The following is a 15,706-nucleotide window of genomic DNA, read 5'->3' as shown; positions in this document are numbered from 1 at the left end:
ATTATGCCTCGTAAAGGTCCAGTTGCAAAAAGAGATGTTTTACCAGATCCAATTCACAACTCTAAATTAGTAACAAAATTAATCAACAAAATCATGCTTGATGGTAAACGTGGTACTGCTCAAAGAATTCTTTATTCTGCATTCGAACTTGTTCAAGAACGTTCAGGTAAAGATGCTATGGAAGTATTCGATGAAGCTATCAACAACATCATGCCTGTACTTGAAGTTAAAGCTCGCCGTGTAGGTGGTTCAAACTATCAAGTACCTGTAGAAGTACGTCCAGAACGTCGTACTACTTTAGGTTTACGTTGGTTAGTTAACTACGCGCGTCTTCGTGGTGAAAAAACTATGGAAGAGCGTTTAGCTAATGAAATCTTAGATGCTGCCAATAACACTGGTGGTGCTGTTAAGAAACGTGAAGACACTCACAAAATGGCAGAAGCTAACAAAGCGTTTGCTCATTACCGTTGGTAAGATAGAACTTAGAACCCTAAGCGTTAAAATTATAAAGAGGCTTATTTATAGGTCATCTATAGTTTTTTAAACACTTAGGGTATCAAAGTATCTATATAAACAACAACCAAATATCCAATGTTTTGGAAGGAGTAAGAATACTATGGCAAGAGATTTTTCTTTGAAAAACACTCGTAATATCGGTATCATGGCTCACATCGATGCTGGTAAAACTACTACTACTGAACGTATTCTTTATTACACAGGCCGTATCCATAAAATTGGTGAAACACATGAAGGTGCTTCACAAATGGACTGGATGGAACAAGAGCAAGAGCGTGGTATTACAATCACTTCTGCTGCGACTACTGCACAATGGGATGGTCACCGTGTAAACATCATCGATACACCAGGACACGTAGACTTCACAGTTGAAGTTGAACGTTCATTACGTGTACTTGATGGTGCTGTAACTGTTCTTGATGCGCAATCAGGTGTTGAACCTCAAACTGAAACAGTTTGGCGTCAAGCTACAACTTACGGAGTACCTCGTATTGTATTCATTAATAAAATGGACAAAATGGGTGCTAACTTTGAATATTCAGTTGGTACACTACATGAGCGTTTACAAGCAAATGCTCACCCAATTCAGTTACCAATTGGTGCGGAAGACGATTTCAACGCTATTATTGACTTAGTAGAAATGAAATGTTTCCAATACACTAATGACTTAGGTACTGAAATTGACGAAATTGAGATCCCAGAATCTCATAAACAACAAGCTGAAGAAGCTCGTGAAGCTTTAATTGAAGCTGTTTCTGAATCAAATGACGAATTAATGGAAAAATACTTAGGTGGAGAAGAAATCACAGTTGATGAGCTTAAAGCGGCTATCCGTCAAGCTACTTGTGATGTTGAATTCTACCCTGTATTATGTGGTACAGCATTCAAAAACAAAGGTGTTCAATTAATGTTGAACGCTGTTATTGACTACTTACCATCACCATTAGATGTTAAACCTATTATCGGACATAGAGCTGATAACGAAGATGAAGAAGTAATTGCTAAACCTGATGACTCAGCGCCATTCGCTGCATTAGCGTTTAAAGTTATGACTGACCCATTCGTAGGTAAATTAACATTCTTCCGTGTTTATTCAGGTACAATGGAATCTGGTTCATACGTAAGAAACTCTACTAAAGGTAAACGTGAACGTGTAGGTCGTATCCTACAAATGCACGCTAACTCTCGTGAAGAGATTTCTACTGTATATTCTGGTGACATTGCAGGTGCTGTTGGTCTTAAAGATACTGGTACTGGTGATACTTTATGTGATGAAAAAGATAACATTATCTTAGAATCAATGGAATTCCCAGAACCTGTTATTCACTTATCTGTTGAGCCTAAATCTAAAGCTGACCAAGATAAAATGACTAACGCATTAGTTAAATTACAAGAAGAAGATCCAACATTCCATGCACACACTGACCATGAAACTGGACAAGTTATCATCGGTGGTATGGGTGAATTACATCTTGATATCTTAGTAGACCGTATGAAACGTGAATTCAAAGTAGAATGTACTGTTGGTGCTCCAATGGTATCTTACCGTGAAACGTTCAAAGAATCTGCACAAGTTCAAGGTAAATTCTCTCGTCAATCAGGTGGACGTGGACAATATGGTGATGTTCATATTGAATTCACACCTAACGAACAAGGTGGCGGCTTCGAATTCGAAAACGCTATCGTCGGTGGTGTAGTTCCTCGTGAATACATTCCATCAGTTGAAGCTGGTCTTAAAGATGCTATGGAAAACGGTGTATTAGCTGGATATCCATTAGTTGACGTTAAAGCTAAACTATATGATGGTTCATATCATGATGTCGATTCATCTGAAATGGCCTTCAAAGTTGCTGCGTCATTAGCACTTAAAGAAGCAGCTAAAAAATGTAACCCTGTAATCTTAGAGCCAATGATGAAAGTTGAAATCGTTATGCCTGAAGAATACATGGGAGACATCATGGGTGACGTAACAAGTCGTCGTGGACGTGTTGAAGGTATGGAAGCACGCGGTAACGCTCAAGTTGTTCGTGCATTTGTTCCACTTTCAGAAATGTTCGGTTACGCTACAAACTTACGTTCTAACACTCAAGGTCGTGGTACTTATACTATGGTATTTGATCACTACGAAGAAGTTCCTAAATCAATTTCTGAAGAAATTATCAAGAAAAACAAAGGTGAATAATACATTCGCTTTAATAAATTGATTTTTTCATCAAAATGATTTATAAATTAACTATAGGTTATCCTCATGATGGTGAGTAACCATCATGAGGCTTAAATAAAAAATAATTTTTAATATGAATAGGAGAGATTTCATAATGGCTAAAGAAAAATTTGATCGCTCAAAAACACATGCCAATATTGGTACTATCGGTCACGTTGACCATGGTAAAACTACTTTAACAGCTGCTATCGCAACTGTATTAGCAAAACGTTCTGGTGACGGAGAAGCTCGTTCTTACGACCAAATCGATAACGCTCCAGAAGAAAAAGAACGTGGTATTACAATCAATACTTCACACATCGAATATGAAACTGAAAAACGTCACTATGCGCACGTTGACTGCCCAGGACACGCTGACTATGTTAAAAACATGATCACTGGTGCTGCTCAAATGGACGGCGGTATCTTAGTAGTATCTGCTGCTGACGGTCCAATGCCTCAAACTCGTGAACACATTCTTTTATCACGTAACGTAGGTGTTCCTGCATTAGTAGTATTCTTAAACAAAGTTGACATGGTTGACGATGAAGAATTATTAGAATTAGTTGAAATGGAAGTTCGTGACTTATTATCTGAATATGACTTCCCAGGCGACGACGTTCCTGTAATTGCTGGTTCAGCATTAAAAGCATTAGAAGGCGACGAAGCTTACGAAGATAAAATCATGGAATTAATGGAAGCTGTTGATACATTCATTCCAACTCCAGAACGTGACTCTGACAAACCATTCATGATGCCAGTTGAGGACGTATTCTCAATCACTGGTCGTGGTACTGTTGCTACAGGCCGTGTTGAACGTGGTCAAATCACTGTTGGTGAAGAAGTTGAAATCATCGGTTTAACTGAAGAATCTTCTAAAACAACTGTAACTGGTGTTGAAATGTTCCGTAAATTATTAGACTTCGCTGAAGCTGGAGATAACATCGGTGCATTATTACGTGGTGTTGCTCGTGAAGACGTTAACCGTGGTCAAGTATTAGCTAAACCAGGTTCAATCACACCTCACACTAAATTCAAAGCTGAAGTTTATGTATTATCTAAAGACGAAGGTGGACGTCATACTCCATTCTTCACAAACTACCGCCCACAATTCTATTTCCGTACTACTGACGTAACTGGTGTAGTTAACTTACCAGAAGGTACTGAAATGGTTATGCCTGGCGACAACGTTGAAATGGACGTTGAATTAATTTCACCAATCGCTATTGAAGACGGTACTCGTTTCTCAATCCGTGAAGGTGGACGTACAGTTGGATCAGGCGTTGTTACAATCATCGAAGCTTAATTCGATATTGAACAAACTTGATTAAACAAAATAAAAGCCGAGACATTAAGTTGTCTCGGTTTTTTTATTGCTTATTTTTCTAATTCATCACTATGTTCAATAATAGATAAGAATAATTTGACGCTATTTTGTAGTGCTTGTTCATCTAAATCGAATTTTGGATGGTGATGCGGATAAGTCGCTTTAAGTGCTTCGTTACCTACACCAGTAAAGAAATATGTTCCTGGAACATGTTGTAAGAAATAACCAACATCTTCGCCACCTAAAGAAGGAGGGAAATCGAAAGCTTCTTCAACTGAATCAATTTCGGAAGCAAGTTTTTTAGCCCATTCTGTTTCTTTCTCATGATTTACTACTGGTGGATAGCCATCGTGATATTTCAAATGACATTTAACACCATAACTTGATTCGATACCGTTTAATATGCCGTTTAATCGTTCTTTAATTTGATCTTTAACGTATGGTAAATATGTTCTAATAGTGCCTGATAATTGAACTTTATCTGCGATTACATTGAATGCATTACCACCTTTAAATGTGCCGAACGTTACGACAGCCGATTCTAAAGGATCTACTGTTCTTGAAACGATACTTTGTGCTTGGACAATCAATGAAGATGCAGCAACGATAGGATCTTTAGCTAGTTGAGGCATAGCGCCATGTCCGCCTAGTCCTTGTATATCAATTTCAAATGAATCTGCTGCAGCATATGCTGGTCCAGAACAAAATCCAACTTTATTTGCGTCAATATGACTTGCTGTATGTGTTCCGAAGACATAATCCACACCATCGAGTGCACCTGCTTCTACCATCGCTTTAGCGCCACCAGGAAGTGACTCTTCAGCATGTTGATGGATTAATACGACATTCCCATGAATATCTTGCTCGTGCTTTTTAAGAATTTTTGCAGTGATGAGTAAACTTGCTGTATGCGCATCATGACCACAAGCATGCATCACACCATCGACTTTAGATTTATAAGGTACATCTTTCTCGTCTTGAATTGGCAATGCATCAAAATCAGCTCTTAATGCAATCGTTGGGCCTTCATGTCCACCTTTTATATAACCTAACAAGCCATTACCACCGACCTCTCTTTTAACTTCAATTCCAAGGTTTTCAAGATAATCAGCTATGTATTTCTTTGTATTTTCTTCTTGAAAAGAAAGTTCGGGATGCTGATGTAAATGTCTTCTAATTTCTATTAATTCATCCATGTATTGATTAACTTCAGTCGTTAATGTCATGAATATCATTCCTTTCCATAAACTTAAATGTTGTGAGTAAGAAGATGCGTACAGCGTTTATTAAGCCTTGCTCATCAATATCAAACTTTGGATGGTGATGAGGGAAGTCGGCTTTGAAATGCTCGTTTCTCGTGCCTGTATAGAAAAATGCACCGGGAACACGCTGTTGATAATAAGAAAAATCTTCTCCACCTAAACTTGCTTCTAATTCTACGAGTTCTTCAACGCTATCAATTTCTTTAGTCGCTTCTAATATAAGATCAGTTTCACGTTCCGTGTTAATGACAGGGGGATACCCTTTACTATATTTCAAGTCGTAAGTAACGTCGGTAGAAGTCGCAATGCCTTCTAATACTTTCTTAAAGCCTTCTATGACACTATTTTGTGTATCTGAGTCGAAAGTTCTAATCGTTCCACCAATTTTGCATGTATCTGGTATGACATTATTCGTTTCTCCAGCATTGAACATTGTAATGGATAAAACGGCAGGAGAGAGTGCACTTGTTTTACGTGAAACAATGTATTGTAAATCGTTACATAATTGTATACCTGCTGCGAGTGGATCAATTAATTGATCAGGATGTGCAGCATGTCCACCTCTACCTTTCAAAGTAATCCAGAAGTCATCCGGAATACCTGTCGTTGTACCGTATTTATAGCCGATTTTACCAACATCTAAATGACTAGATACATGTTGCCCGATAATCGCATCAACGCCTGTTAAACACCCATCAGCAATCATTTGAATAGCACCACCAGGATCGACTTCTTCAGCATGTTGGTGAATAAAGACGACGCGACCATTAATTTCATCTTTATGTTCAGATAAAATTTTCGCAGTCATTAACAATACAGCCGTATGGGCATCGTGACCACAAGCATGCATGACGCCATCAACTGTTGATTTGTAAGGTACTTCCTTTTCATCTTGGATAGGTAATGCATCAAAATCAGCTCTAATCGCTAATGTAGGACCTTCTTTATCTTTGTTTAATGTACCTACAACACCACGTCCACCGACACCTTCACGAACGTCAATGCCTAATTCTCTTAAGTAATGTGCAATATAAGCAGTTGTCTTCACTTCTTCAAAAGATAATTCTGGATTCATATGTAAATATCTTCTGATTTCAATCATTTCATCATAATAGTCTTCAACTTTTTGTAATAAAATATTTTTCATTCTTATAGAACACCTTCTATCTCAAGTACTTGAATAAACATTTGTGTCGTCGTTTTCATCGCTTCTTCGTCTAAATCAAACATAGGGTGATGGTGTGGGGCAGTTGAGCCTTTATCTTCATTACCACTACCTGTTAGGAAGAAACAACCTGGACGATTAAGTAAGTAGTATGAGAAATCTTCACCTATCATCATAGGAGGGATGTCTTCATAAGTTAAATCTAAGCGCTCAGCAGCTTCTTTAACCACTTCATATTGTTCTTCGTGATTGACGACTGTAGGATAGCCTCTACGGTATTCAAAGTCATAAGTCGCGTTATTGGCTAAACAAATTCCTTTTAAGACACGTTCAAGCTCAGCTTCTATTGTGTCTTTAACTTCTGGTTTAAATGTTCTAACAGTACCCGCTAAAGTAGCCGTATCACTAATAACATTAAATGCAGTACCCGCATCTACTTTCCCAACTGTAATCACACCTCGATCTATTGGGTCTAAGTTTCGAGAAATGATTTTTTGGATGCTAGAAATGTATTCAGCTACGATTACAATCGGATCGATTGATGTATGAGGTTTAGCGCCGTGACCACCTTTACCTTGAATGGTCACTTCAAAGTAGTCAGGTGATGCCATCATTTCATTAGGACGTGTCTTAATTGAAGATGTTTCATGACCACTCCAAAAATGGTTTCCATAAACTTTATCGACACCTTCTAATGCACCATCATCAACCATTGGGCTAGCACCGCCAGGACTTAATTCTTCTGCATATTGAAAAATAAAAACAACATTCCCTTTAAGCAAATGTTGATGTTCATGCAGTATTTCACAGAATGTTAAGAGTGTAGCGGTATGACCGTCATGACCACAAGCATGCATTACACCATCAACAGTCGATTTATAAGGTACGTCTTTTTCATCTTGAATAGGTAAAGCATCAAAGTCAGCGCGAAATGCGATCGTTTGACCAGGTTCATTCCCTGTTAATTTAGCGACAATACCACGTTCCCCGACTGGCGCTTTAATCTCTAATTTATCTAGTTTCTTTAATTCAGATAAAATAAAATCATGAGTTTTTTCCTCATGATAGGATAGTTCAGGATTTTTATGCATATATCTTCTGATGTCTACAAGTCGATCGAATTTTTTATCTACTTCTTCTTTCCAATTAACCATTAATAAACCTTCTTTCAGTTCTTTAAAAATATAATATGATAATTGTAGCAAAATTTATAGAAAATTTAAACAATTCAATTTAAGATGATAACGCTTAATTCTTTGATTTTGATGTGTTATGATTGAGAAAAAGTGCTAAAGGAGAAGGTTTAAATGGTACAAACATTAGATTCATTCTTACAAACAAATTTAAATGAATTAAAAGACAATGGCCTATATAACGAGATTGATGTCGTTGAAGGTGCAAATGGTGCTGAGATTACAATTGGAGGTAAAAATTACATTAACTTATCTTCAAATAACTATCTTGGATTAGCAACAGATGAAGATTTAAAGAAAGCTGCTAAAGATGCGATAGATTCTCACGGTGTAGGTGCGGGGGCAGTACGTACAATTAATGGTACATTAGACTTGCATAGAGAACTTGAAGAAACTTTAGCTCAGTTCAAAGGTACTGAAAGTGCAATTGCATACCAATCAGGCTTTAACTGTAACATGGCTGCTATTTCAGCTGTTATGAATAAAAATGATGCAATCTTATCTGATGAATTAAACCATGCTTCAATTATTGATGGTTGTCGTTTATCTAAAGCAAAAATTATTCGTGTTAATCACTCAGATATGGATGATTTAAGAGCGAAAGCTAAAGAAGCGGTTGAATCAGGTCAATATAATAAAGTTATGTACATTACAGATGGCGTATTCTCAATGGATGGAGACGTAGCAAAATTACCTGAAATTGTAGAAATTGCTGAAGAGTTTGGTTTAATCACATATGTTGATGACGCGCATGGTTCTGGTGTAATGGGTAAAGGCGCAGGTACAGTTAAACATTTCGGACTTCAAGACAAAATTGATTTCCAAATCGGAACACTATCAAAAGCAATTGGTGTTGTAGGTGGTTATGTAGCTGGTACTAAAGATTTAATCGACTGGTTAAAAGTTGCGTCAAGACCATTCTTATTCTCAACTTCATTAGCACCTGGGGATACTAAAGCTATTACAGAATCAGTTAAAAAATTAATGGCTTCTACAGAATTACATGATAAATTATGGGATAACGCTAATTACTTAAAAGAAGGCTTAAAAGCAAAAGGCTTCGATATTGGTCATTCAGAAACACCAATTACACCTGTAATTATCGGTGAAGAGAAAAAAGCTCAAACATTTAGTAAGAGATTAATGGACGAAGGTGTGTATGCGAAAGCAATCGTATTCCCAACAGTTCCAAGAGGTACAGGCCGTGTAAGAAACATGCCAACAGCCGCTCATACAAAAGAACAACTAGATCAAGCAATTGATATTTATGAAAAAATCGGTAAAGAATTAGGATTACTATAATTAATATTTCATCAAGCGCATGGGACAAATGTATACGTCCCATGCGCTTTTAATTTATAACTATTCAGGCGATAGTTAGTAACTGAACTCCGTACTTTTGTAACGAAACATACCGTAACTAACATTTTATTCTCGACTTATGTATTACAATACGATTGTTTTTTTGTATTAGGTAACTTTATTTATCTTTCTAATGTACTTCTGAAGTATACAAAACGATAAAAATATAGTAAAATATCATTGAAGAAAGCGCTTTTGTCTTTCTTGTGCGTACAAATGAACATTTCAACAATACAGGAGGATTTAAAATGAAAAAGATAATAATCACTGGGGCGTTAGGACAAATAGGGACAGAATTAGTTATAAAGTTAAGAAATAAATATGGTAATGAAAATGTATTAGCGACTGATATTAGAGAACCAGAAAGTGACAGCGAAATTAATAATGGACCATTTGAAATTTTAGATGTTACAGATCAAGAAAGATTCCATGAATTAGTTAAAAATTTCAATGCAGATACTTTAATGCATATGGCGGCATTACTTTCAGCAACTGCTGAAAAGAATCCACTATTCGCTTGGAATTTAAATATGGGTGGATTAGTGAATGCACTTGAAATAGCACGTGAATTCGATATGCAATTCTTCACACCAAGTTCGATCGGTGCGTTTGGACCAAATACACCTAAAGATATGACTCCACAAGTTACAATACAAAGACCAACTTCAATGTATGGTGTAAACAAAGTAGCTGGGGAATTATTATGTGACTATTACTACACGAAATTTGGCGTAGATACTAGAAGTATGAGATTTCCTGGGTTAATCTCTTATGTTAAAGAACCAGGTGGCGGTACAACTGACTATGCAGTGGAAATTTATTTCAAAGCTATCAGAGAAGGAAGATACGATAGCTATATTGATAAAGGTACATTTATGGATATGATGTTCATGGATGATGCTATTGATGCAATCATTAAATTGATGGAAGCGGATAGTTCACGATTAATTAACCGTAATGCATACAATGTGAGCGCAATGAGCGTTGATCCTGAGACAATTAAAGCTGCTATCCAAAAACATATGCCTGATTTCGAATTAGGTTATGATGTGGATCCAGAAAGACAAGCAATTGCTGATAGCTGGCCAAATTCTATTGATTCAACTTGTGCGAAAGAAGAGTGGGACTTTTCACCAACTTATGATTTAGAAAAAATGACATCATTAATGCTTAAAGCCATTGAAGAAAAAGATAATTTAGCTAAACAGTAATTTTATTGTGTATATTTTTTAAATTTTCCAAAAATTCATTGAATAACGCCTCTATGACTGATATACTTGATAACATTAATTATTAATTAGCCTAGGAGGAATCATTATGACAGAAACATTTTACGTAGAAAAGCGTGAACAGCTTAAAGAGAAACCGGATTTTTCAAATTTGGTCTTTGGCGAAATCTTTACTGATTATATGCTATCTATGTCATATAAACAGGGTGAAGGCTGGTCAGAGCCTAAAATAATTCCATATGGGCCGATTACGTTGTCACCAAGTGCACAAGGGCTTCATTATGGACAAACAGTGTTCGAAGGAATGAAAGCATATAAAGATGGTGATGAAGTTACGTTATTCAGACCTGACCAAAATTTCAAGCGAATTAATTTATCTTTAAAAAGACTTGAAATGCCTCAAATCGATGAAGAAAAAGTGTTGAACGGTTTAATTCAACTTATTGATTTAGAGCGCGATTGGATTCCAAGTGGAGAAGGTCAATCTTTATATGTTAGACCATTTGTATATGCAACTGAACCATACTTAGGTGTGCGTTCTTCTACGGACTACGAATTTTTAGTAATACTTTCTCCAGTAGGCGCTTATTACGGTGATGATCAAATGAAACCAACAAGTATATATGTTGAAGATGAATATGTACGTGCTGTAAGAGGTGGCGTTGGATTTGCTAAATGTGGTGGTAACTACGCAGCAAGTTTAATCGCGCAAACACGTGCTAATGAACTCGGATTTGATCAAGTATTATGGTTAGACGGCGTTGAACAAAAATACATCGAAGAAGTCGGAAGTATGAATATATTCTTCGTCATCGATGGCAAAGTTGTAACACCTGAGTTGAATGGTAGTATTTTACCAGGTATTACGCGTAAAACAGTTCTCGAACTTGCTCGAGAGTTAGGTTATGAAACTGAAGAGAAACGATTATCTATTGATGATATTATAAATGCTCATCATGACGGTCGTTTAACAGAAATTTTCGGGACAGGAACTGCAGCCGTTATTTCTCCAGTAGGATTCCTAAAATACGAAGAAGCTGAAATTACAATTAATAATAATGAAATCGGTCCGGTTACTCAAACGTTGTTTGATGAATATACAGCAATCCAAACAGGTAAGAAAGAAGATAAACATGGTTGGAGAGTTGTTGTAGGACAAGAAAGCCACATTGAAATTGTGTAAATAAATTCAATAATAAGAAGAGAGTCTGAGACAGTATCTGTAGCAGGCTCTTTTTTAAAGGAGTAAAGTGATGATTAAATGGTTATTATTTGATAAAGATGGGACATTGCTTAAGTTTGATGAAACATGGTCTGAAATATCACTTGTGATGATCGATCGTTTTGTTGAGAAATATCATATAGAGCAGAAACAAGCATTACAAGAAGCGTTAGGATATGTAGACGGACAATTTCTATCAAGTGGTATATTAGCATCTGGAACATTAGCTGATATCATACGTGTGTTTACACAATTTGCACAAAATGCTGATCCAAAAGAAATTGAAGACTGGACAGTACAATTAAGCAAAGATTTAATCGAAGAGTACGAGCCAGAAACCATCGTTATAGAAGGAATGGTAGAAACATTAACCGCATTTAAAGAGAAATCATACCAAGTTGCAATTATAACAAGTGATGATATCGACGGGACAAATCGATTTATTCAAGATGCAGGTGTAGGTCATTTAATAGATGAAAAAATAACAGCATCCATTAACGGTTATCAAAAGCCAAATCCAAAAATGGTAGAAGACTTTTATGAAAAATGGAACGTATCACCAGACGAAATTGTGATTATAGGCGATACACCAACAGATATACAAATGGGTAAGAATGCACACTTCAAGAAAGTTATTGGCGTTCTGAGCGGTACGGGTAATAAAGAAGATTTATCAGATGCAGACTTTATTTATCAAGATATTAATGAATTTTACGCACAAGAAGCGGAATGGAGTAAATAAAATAAAAGGCCATAAATATGCTTATAACAGCATGTTTATGGCCTTTTTATTATTTCACGCGTGTATCGATTGAACGGTGTGTTTCAATGACATGCGCAATTTTATCTATAATATGGTTAATGGAATCTGGATCTTCATATAAGTCATAGTCGTTAATATTTACACGTACAACTGGACATTCTGTAAAGTTGTTAATCCAATTATCATAACGTGAGAATAATTTTTTCCAATATGCTTCATCTGTTTCGATTTCCATTTGACGTCCACGTCTTTGGATACGTTGGATGACGTCGTTATAGTCACATTCTAAATAGATTAATGCGTCTGGTTTAGGGAAGTAAGGTGTCATAACCATTGCTTCAAATAATTCTCTATACGTCGCATAATCTTCTTCAGTCATTGTGCCTTGTTCTTCGTGCATTTTAGCAAATATATCAACGTCTTCATATATTGAACGGTCTTGAATAAATCCGCCACCATATTCGAACATTCTCTTTTGTTCTTTAAAGCGTTCTGCTAAAAAGTAAATTTGTAGATGGAAGCTCCAACGTTCAAAGTCGTGATAAAATTTTTCTAAATAAGGGTTGTTATCGACTTTTTCAAAAGAAGTCTTGAAGTTTAGTCGTTCGCTAAGTGCTTGTGTTAAAGATGATTTTCCAACACCAACAGTACCAGCAATTGTGATGATAGCATCATTTGGTATGACTTTATTTGTCATGTATAATCTCTCCAATCAAAGGTTGTAATAAGTTTAAGACTTGTTGATAATCTGCGGTGTTATTCACGAAATCTAAATGAGAAGTATCGATTTGAATGGCATCAATTTCATTTTTTACTTCTTCATAAAATTGATTATAGTCACGTTTAAGTTGAGCTAAATAATCATTTTCAATTTGAGTTTCGTACGATCTATTTCGATGGGCAATTCGTTGTTGAAGTACTTCGAGGGATGCATCGAGAAAGATAATTTGGTCAGGCATGCGAATATCTTCAGTTAAGATATCATAAATTCTACTAAATTTATCAAATTCAGTTTCATTTAATGTGTTTTTAGCGAAAATCTTATTTTTAAAGATATGATAGTCGCTCACAATACCATTAATATTTTCTAAATCGGTTAACTGTTTGTAACGATGACACAAGAAGAACATTTCGGTTTGAAAGCTCCATTTAGAAATATCGTCATAAAAATCACTTAAATATGGATTCTCATCAACAATTTCAAATTCTTCAGTGTAATGGAGCGCTTCAGCAAGCTTTTTCGTTAAAGAGCTTTTCCCGACGCCGATTGGTCCTTCAATTGCGATAAAGGTTTTTTTCATATATATCTCTCCAGATGTTAAAATAGACATACCTATTCTATCACAAATTAAACGGAGTGAAATGTGACGTGCATGAAAAATATATGAAACTTGCAATTGAAGAAGCAAAAAAAGCTTGGGCAATGGATGAAGTACCGATTGGCGCAATAATTGTTTATAAAGATGAAGTAATTGGCAGAGGGCATAATTTAAGAGAACATGATCAAAGTCCTGTAGCGCACGCTGAGATGATAGCGATACAAGAAGCGGCCAAGCACCTTAATTCATGGCGTCTTGAAGATACAACTTTATATGCTACGTTAGAGCCTTGTGTGATGTGTTCAGGCGCTATTGTTATGAGTAGAATTCCTCATGTCGTATACGGCGCGACAGATTTAAAAGGCGGTTGTAGTGGTAGCTTAATGAATCTAATAGAAGATACACGCTTCAATCATCGATCAACAGTTGAAAGAGGGATACTCGAACAAGAATGTGGAGATATGTTACGAACATTTTTTAAGGAAAAAAGGATTTTAAAAAAACAAATTAAGCAGAATAATACAGATTCATAGAGATTATTACGGTTATTTGTTAAAATTTATGTTGAATATAAAGAAAAGAGGTTACTTTCATGATTAAGTTAATCGCAACAGATATGGATGGTACTTTATTAAACGCTGCACATGAAGTTTCTAATGAGAATTATGAAGCAATAAAGTATGCACAATCTAAAGGGATAACTGTCGTTATAGCTACGGGTAGAGCATTTTATGAAGCAAACAGTCCAATTGAAAAAACAGATTTAACATTACCATATATTTGTTTGAATGGTGCAGAAGTAAGAGATGAAGAATTCAACATCGTTCATACATCTAAATTAACACGTCCATTAATCAACAAAATCACAGGCGTCTTAAATAAAGAAGATATTTATTATCAAGTATATACAAACTTCGGTATATATACAGAAGATCCAGAAAAAGATTTAGAAATCTACGTTGATATCGCTGAAAAAGCAGGTCAAAAAGCAGATGTTAAGAAAATCCGTGCCAACATTCAAAGTAGAATTGACAACGGTACTTTAAAAACTGTTGATAGCTACGATGAAATCGAAAATAGACCAGGCGAAATCATTTTGAAAATATTAGCATTCGCGAGTGACTTATCTAAAATTGATAGAGCCAAAGCTGAAATTTCTGAATCAAAAAGTTTAGCTGTATCTTCATCATCAAGAGGGAATATCGAAATTACGCATTCAGATGCTCAAAAAGGTATCGCTTTAGAAGAAATCGCAAATCAATTAAACATCCCAATGTCAGATGTAATGGCAATTGGTGATAATTTAAATGACGTTTCTATGTTAGAAAAAGCAGGCTATGCAGTTGCCATGGAAAACGGTGCACCCGAAGTTAAAGAGATAGCAGATTATGTTACAGACACTAATGAACACAGTGGTGTAGGTAAAGCGATTATACATGCACTCAAAGATTATGACCGCTAAAACATCGTCCAAAAGAATGATTTTTCTATAAATTTGAATTCATACTTTTTTTGTATGTTATAATGGTCGGTAATGATAATCATTAAAATTTTGAGGTGACAACATTGAAAGTATTACTTATTGTAGGTAGCGCAAAACAATATTCACATACACATGCACTAGCACAATTTGTTCGAGGTAATTTAGAAGAACAAGGTGCAGAAGTAACATTGTTTGATTTATATGATAAACCAATACCGTTTTTAGATGTATCAGGCAAGCATTTAAATGACGAACGCGTTAAAGATAATGTAAATGAATTACGTGAGAAAGCTGAAGAAGCCGATGCAATTATTATCGGTACACCAAATTATCACGGTTCATATTCAGGTATACTGAAAAATGCATTAGATCATTTAACGATGGATCAATTTAAAATGAAACCTGTTGGCTTAATATGTAACAGTGGTGGTATGCGCAGTACAGAACCATTATCACATTTACGTATTATTATGAGAAACTTATTAGGTATCGCAGTGCCAGTTCAAATCTCAACACAAGATGCAGACTATGGTAAAACAGAAGACGGCACATATTATGTAGATGTAGATGATATTAAATTACGCGTTAAATTATTTACAGAACAAATCACAAAATTAATACAAAATAACCCATGGATTGAAACAGAAGAAGTAAATTCATAA

The 15,706-nt window shown here is 35.8% G+C and carries 15 protein-coding genes; 10 read left to right on the top strand and 5 right to left on the bottom strand.

The window, feature by feature from the left end; all coding sequences use genetic code 11:
• Positions 1-3: 3 nt before the first annotated feature.
• From rpsG to tuf, 3 genes are all read left to right on the top strand, one after another.
• Positions 4-474 carry a 30S ribosomal protein S7 gene (gene rpsG, locus LQ617_RS08545; RefSeq protein WP_025904867.1) on the top strand — a complete coding sequence of 157 codons (471 nt, stop codon included), beginning with the start codon at positions 4-6 and terminating at the stop codon, positions 472-474.
• A 142-nt stretch (positions 475-616) separates the two neighbouring features.
• On the top strand, positions 617-2,698 hold the full coding sequence (gene fusA, locus LQ617_RS08540; protein WP_239740178.1) for an elongation factor G: 2,082 nt from the start codon (positions 617-619) through the stop codon (positions 2,696-2,698).
• 136 nt (positions 2,699-2,834) lie between these two features.
• Positions 2,835-4,025 (top strand): elongation factor Tu, encoded by a 1,191-nt coding sequence (gene tuf, locus LQ617_RS08535; protein WP_037589925.1) that lies wholly within the window; start codon positions 2,835-2,837, stop codon positions 4,023-4,025.
• A 71-nt stretch (positions 4,026-4,096) separates the two neighbouring features.
• Here the strand turns inward: tuf and LQ617_RS08530 are convergent, their stop codons facing one another.
• From LQ617_RS08530 to LQ617_RS08520, 3 genes are read right to left on the bottom strand one after another with little or no spacing between them, the layout of a single operon-like run.
• Positions 4,097-5,272 carry a M20 metallopeptidase family protein gene (locus LQ617_RS08530; protein WP_239740177.1) on the bottom strand — a complete coding sequence of 392 codons (1,176 nt, stop codon included), beginning with the start codon at positions 5,270-5,272 and terminating at the stop codon, positions 4,097-4,099.
• Positions 5,256-6,455 (bottom strand): amidohydrolase, encoded by a 1,200-nt coding sequence (locus LQ617_RS08525; RefSeq protein WP_239740176.1) that lies wholly within the window; start codon positions 6,453-6,455, stop codon positions 5,256-5,258. The genes LQ617_RS08530 and LQ617_RS08525 overlap by 17 nt, the downstream gene beginning before the upstream one ends.
• Before the next feature lie 2 nt (positions 6,456-6,457).
• A complete protein-coding gene (locus tag LQ617_RS08520) occupies positions 6,458-7,627 on the bottom strand; it encodes an amidohydrolase (RefSeq protein WP_239740189.1) in 1,170 nt (389 codons plus the stop codon).
• 153 nt (positions 7,628-7,780) lie between these two features.
• On the opposite strand from LQ617_RS08520, the gene LQ617_RS08515 reads away from it, so the two are divergent.
• The 4 genes from LQ617_RS08515 (at position 7,781) to LQ617_RS08500 (ending at position 12,221) form a co-directional block, all read left to right on the top strand.
• Entirely contained in the window at positions 7,781-8,968 is a 1,188-nt protein-coding gene (locus tag LQ617_RS08515) for a glycine C-acetyltransferase (protein ID WP_025904873.1), read from the top strand.
• Between the two features lie 308 nt (positions 8,969-9,276).
• The gene (locus LQ617_RS08510; RefSeq protein ID WP_037589928.1) at positions 9,277-10,239 is read left to right on the top strand and encodes an L-threonine 3-dehydrogenase; all 963 of its coding nucleotides are present in this window, start codon (positions 9,277-9,279) and stop codon (positions 10,237-10,239) included.
• A 106-nt stretch (positions 10,240-10,345) separates the two neighbouring features.
• Positions 10,346-11,440, top strand: a complete 1,095-nt coding sequence (locus LQ617_RS08505; protein ID WP_025904875.1) for a branched-chain amino acid aminotransferase — start codon at positions 10,346-10,348, stop codon at positions 11,438-11,440.
• 70 nt (positions 11,441-11,510) lie between these two features.
• The gene (locus LQ617_RS08500; protein ID WP_239740175.1) at positions 11,511-12,221 is read left to right on the top strand and encodes an HAD family hydrolase; all 711 of its coding nucleotides are present in this window, start codon (positions 11,511-11,513) and stop codon (positions 12,219-12,221) included.
• Between the two features lie 49 nt (positions 12,222-12,270).
• Here the strand turns inward: LQ617_RS08500 and LQ617_RS08495 are convergent, their stop codons facing one another.
• Together LQ617_RS08495 and LQ617_RS08490 are read right to left on the bottom strand one after the other, a co-directional pair.
• Entirely contained in the window at positions 12,271-12,939 is a 669-nt protein-coding gene (locus LQ617_RS08495; protein WP_025904877.1) for a deoxynucleoside kinase, read from the bottom strand.
• On the bottom strand, positions 12,929-13,543 hold the full coding sequence (locus LQ617_RS08490; RefSeq protein WP_037589930.1) for a deoxynucleoside kinase: 615 nt from the start codon (positions 13,541-13,543) through the stop codon (positions 12,929-12,931). Before LQ617_RS08490 ends, LQ617_RS08495 begins: the two co-directional genes overlap by 11 nt.
• Positions 13,544-13,626: 83 nt before the next feature.
• Between LQ617_RS08490 and tadA the strand changes: the two genes are divergently transcribed.
• The 3 genes from tadA (at position 13,627) to LQ617_RS08475 (ending at position 15,706) form a co-directional block, all read left to right on the top strand.
• A complete protein-coding gene (gene tadA / locus LQ617_RS08485) occupies positions 13,627-14,094 on the top strand; it encodes a tRNA adenosine(34) deaminase TadA (RefSeq protein ID WP_239740188.1) in 468 nt (155 codons plus the stop codon).
• A gap of 59 nt (positions 14,095-14,153) precedes the next feature.
• The gene (locus tag LQ617_RS08480; RefSeq protein WP_107576865.1) at positions 14,154-15,023 is read left to right on the top strand and encodes a Cof-type HAD-IIB family hydrolase; all 870 of its coding nucleotides are present in this window, start codon (positions 14,154-14,156) and stop codon (positions 15,021-15,023) included.
• 104 nt (positions 15,024-15,127) lie between these two features.
• Positions 15,128-15,706, top strand: a complete 579-nt coding sequence (locus tag LQ617_RS08475) for an NADPH-dependent FMN reductase (protein ID WP_037589932.1) — start codon at positions 15,128-15,130, stop codon at positions 15,704-15,706.

Origin of the sequence: Mammaliicoccus sp. P-M59, from assembly GCF_022386135.1 — a bacterium.
In the GTDB taxonomy this organism is placed as follows: domain Bacteria; phylum Bacillota; class Bacilli; order Staphylococcales; family Staphylococcaceae; genus Mammaliicoccus; species Mammaliicoccus sciuri_A.
This window is presented reverse-complemented; position numbering and strand designations above follow the sequence as displayed.

Bases quoted from the DNA above. Each gene is read 5' to 3' on its own strand.
- LQ617_RS08505 (WP_025904875.1), top strand. From the start codon at position 10,346: ATGACAGAAACATTTTACGTAGAAAAGCGTGAACAGCTTAAAGAGAAA.
- tadA (WP_239740188.1), top strand. From the start codon at position 13,627: ATGAAACTTGCAATTGAAGAAGCAAAAAAAGCTTGGGCAATGGATGAA.
- LQ617_RS08515 (WP_025904873.1), top strand. From the start codon at position 7,781: ATGGTACAAACATTAGATTCATTCTTACAAACAAATTTAAATGAATTA.
- LQ617_RS08490 (WP_037589930.1), bottom strand. From the start codon at position 13,543: ATGAAAAAAACCTTTATCGCAATTGAAGGACCAATCGGCGTCGGGAAA.
- fusA (WP_239740178.1), top strand. From the start codon at position 617: ATGGCAAGAGATTTTTCTTTGAAAAACACTCGTAATATCGGTATCATG.
- LQ617_RS08525 (WP_239740176.1), bottom strand. From the start codon at position 6,455: ATGAAAAATATTTTATTACAAAAAGTTGAAGACTATTATGATGAAATG.
- LQ617_RS08495 (WP_025904877.1), bottom strand. From the start codon at position 12,939: ATGACAAATAAAGTCATACCAAATGATGCTATCATCACAATTGCTGGT.
- LQ617_RS08480 (WP_107576865.1), top strand. From the start codon at position 14,154: ATGATTAAGTTAATCGCAACAGATATGGATGGTACTTTATTAAACGCT.
- LQ617_RS08500 (WP_239740175.1), top strand. From the start codon at position 11,511: ATGATTAAATGGTTATTATTTGATAAAGATGGGACATTGCTTAAGTTT.
- LQ617_RS08530 (WP_239740177.1), bottom strand. From the start codon at position 5,272: ATGACATTAACGACTGAAGTTAATCAATACATGGATGAATTAATAGAA.
- rpsG (WP_025904867.1), top strand. From the start codon at position 4: ATGCCTCGTAAAGGTCCAGTTGCAAAAAGAGATGTTTTACCAGATCCA.
- LQ617_RS08520 (WP_239740189.1), bottom strand. From the start codon at position 7,627: ATGGTTAATTGGAAAGAAGAAGTAGATAAAAAATTCGATCGACTTGTA.
- tuf (WP_037589925.1), top strand. From the start codon at position 2,835: ATGGCTAAAGAAAAATTTGATCGCTCAAAAACACATGCCAATATTGGT.
- LQ617_RS08510 (WP_037589928.1), top strand. From the start codon at position 9,277: ATGAAAAAGATAATAATCACTGGGGCGTTAGGACAAATAGGGACAGAA.